Annotated in this window: 1 protein-coding gene; it reads left to right on the top strand. The window is 42.7% G+C overall.

From position 1 onward, the window contains the following. The first annotated feature begins 159 nt into the window (after window positions 1-159). Window positions 160-2019: an IS1634 family transposase gene (locus ABC831_RS26280; protein ID WP_343251039.1), complete on the top strand. Its 1860-nt coding sequence runs from the start codon at window positions 160-162 to the stop codon at window positions 2017-2019. Window positions 2020-2118 lie beyond the last annotated feature (99 nt).

Here is a 2118-nt window from a genome sequence, read left to right as displayed (position 1 = left end):
CGGGTTTTCGACACTTACTTTTTTTACTCAATCTAAGAAACCCTTTTTTTATGCCGCTTCCGGCCTATTTTTTTGTCAATTTTTTTGGTTTTTCTTGTTGTATGGTGTTGTATTTTATCTGGTTCTGTGCTATGATAATAAGAAAAAGGACTTTTTTACATGAAACTGTACTACGATAAAAAATCCAAGGACCCCACCTACTTTATTCAAATGGGCATCCGCAATGGTAAAAAAACTACTACCAAAAATGTGAAACGTATCGGTAAACATTCCGAACTCCTCTCTTTTACCAGCGATCCTCTCGCTTATGCCAGGGAACAGGTCGCCCTTTTCAATGAGGATTACAAAAACGGTACTGCGGATCTTTCCTTTACTATTGATTTCAGACAGAAGCTTCCCTTTTCCAATGATACTTCCTCTAAGTCCACCCTGCTCAATGTCGGATACTTCGTCCTTCAGCAGATTTACCATGACATGGGTATCCGGCAGTTCCTTTCCGGCATACAGGAACATTCCAAAGTGACCTTTGACTGCGATACGATCAACCGTTTCCTTACCTTCTCACGGATCCTCGACCCATGTTCTAAACTCTCTACATGGGACCGCCTTGATTCCTATTATGAAAAGCCTTCTTTTGATTACCAGCACATCCTGCGCTTCATGGATCTGCTGGAGGAAAACTATGACGGCTATCTGGAGCAGCTTTACAACGGCAGCGGCAACCTTGTTAAGAGAAATACCTCTGTCTGCTACTTTGACTGTACCAACTATTACTTCGAAACAGAGCATGAGGATGGGGAATATGTGGATCCTGTGACCGGCGAAATTCTTAAAGGCCTCCGCCGCTACGGTCCTTCCAAACAGCATCAGCCCGCCCCCCTGGTTCAGATGGGGTTATTTATGGATGGGAACGGCATTCCCATTTCCATGTGTATCACTCCCGGATCCGACAATGAACAGAAATGTGCTGTTCCATTGGAAAAAAAGATTGTAAAGATGTTTCAGGGAAAGCCTTTTATCTACTGTGCGGATGCCGGACTCGGCTCCTATGACATAAGAAAGTTTAACTCCATGGGCGGCCGTGCCTTTATCGTCACTCAATCCATAAAGAAGCTTTCCGATCCGCTGCAAAAAGCGGTATTTAATGACTGTGATTACCGCAGACTATCCAACGGCTCACCGGTTACGATTGAAATGATGAAGACCTTCGACCGGTTTCAAACAGAGAACCTGCCTTTATATAATGACACGGTATATAAGATACTGACTGCGGATAAGGCAGTCGATACAGGATTATATGAGGAAAAAGTTTACAAAAACGGAGCGACAAGAATGATAAAGGCAAAGGGAATGCTCCGTCAGCGGATTATCGTTACATTTTCCAGAAAAATGATGGAATATCAGCGCCATATCCGCAATGCACAGATCGAACGGGCAAAAAATATCCTCCATCATTATAATGTCGAGGATGTAAAGAAGGGACCGCATGATGTAACAAGGTTCATCAAACGTACATCGACAGGAAAGGATGGTGAAAAGGCAGCTGTCCATTATGCGATTGATTTAAAAGTGATTGAAAATGAGGAGAAATATGATGGCTATTATGCGGTGGCCACGAATCTGGACGATGATGCAAAGAGTATACTGGCGGTCAGCGGCCAACGGTATAAAATCGAAGACTGTTTCCGTGTATTAAAGACAAACTTTGAGTCAAGGCCTGTAAACCACCGGAACCGAAACCGGATTACCGCCCACTTTATGATCTGTTACACAGCCCTGCTGATTTACCGCCTGCTGGAGAATAAACTGGACCAGTATGGAACCCACTTTACAACCGGACAGATACTGGATACATTAAAAAATATGAATGTAGCGAATACGCAGGATATGTTTTATAGTGCTTCTTATACCGGCAGTCAGGTCTGCACAGCCCTGAATGGAATATTCAACCTGGGACTGGACAAGAAGTATTACCAGCCCAAAGAACTGAATAAAAAAATAAAAATAATTTCGAAATAAGAATACCATACAACATTTCATAATCAAAAAAAGAGAAGAATCCCCAGTGTTTATGCGGGTTTTCTTCTCTTTTCTCTTTTTCAAGTGTCGAAAACGGGA

Source organism: Diplocloster hominis (genome assembly GCF_032380655.1).
Lineage (GTDB): Bacteria > Bacillota > Clostridia > Lachnospirales > Lachnospiraceae > Diplocloster > Diplocloster hominis.
This window is presented reverse-complemented; position numbering and strand designations above follow the sequence as displayed.